Genomic DNA, 629 nt, shown 5'->3' on the forward strand with positions numbered 1-629 from the left:
CCTGCCGCACCGCGCAGCGCCAGCGAGGTCACCGGGTCCGAGCCGGGCGCGCGCCCGATGCCGAGGTCGATGCGCCCGGGGTGGGCCGCTTCCAGCAGCGCGAACTGTTCGGCGACCGCCAGCGGCGCGTGGTTGGGCAGCATCACCCCGCCGGAACCGAGCCGCAGCGCCGCGGTGTGCGCGGCCAGGTGGGCGATGAGCACCGGCGGACTGGTCGCCGCGACCGAGGGCATGTTGTGGTGTTCGGCAACCCAGTAGCGGGTGTATCCCAGCCGGTCAGCGGTCTGGGCCAGCAGCGTCGAGGCGGCGAGCGCATCGGAGGTGCTCTGGTCGGAGCGCACGGGAACGAGGTCGAGGACTGAGAGACGCATCCACTGTCCAACGCGCGCCGGTACGGTTCCGTTCCCCGTCGGTCACCCCGACAGCGCGAGAGCCGTGGCGAACAGGCCGTCCATCATCGCGGGCGTCAGGCGGCCGGTGAACGTGTTCTGCTGGCTGGGGTGATAGCAGCCGAGCAACGTGACCTGCCCGTGCGGTGTCTGCAGGTCGGCGGTCGCGGCGTGGCCGAACTTCGGCGCGGGCGTGCCCGCCGAACCGCCTGCCCGCCGGACCATCGCCAGCGCGGCCTG

Annotated in this window: 1 protein-coding gene and 1 pseudogene; both read right to left on the reverse strand. The window is 73.1% G+C overall.

Going from position 1 to position 629, the window contains the following annotated elements; all coding sequences use genetic code 11:
- A partial coding sequence (locus tag MVA01S_RS30055; RefSeq protein WP_159426402.1) for an MsnO8 family LLM class oxidoreductase occupies window positions 1–371 on the reverse strand: 371 nt, incomplete at its 3' end.
- 42 nt (window positions 372–413) lie between these two features.
- Window positions 414–629 (reverse strand): annotated as a pseudogene (locus MVA01S_RS30060) (uracil-DNA glycosylase); the annotation flags it as partial.

Source organism: Mycolicibacterium vaccae NBRC 14118 = CIP 105934 (genome assembly GCF_001552715.1).
GTDB classification, from domain to species: domain Bacteria; phylum Actinomycetota; class Actinomycetes; order Mycobacteriales; family Mycobacteriaceae; genus Mycobacterium; species Mycobacterium vaccae.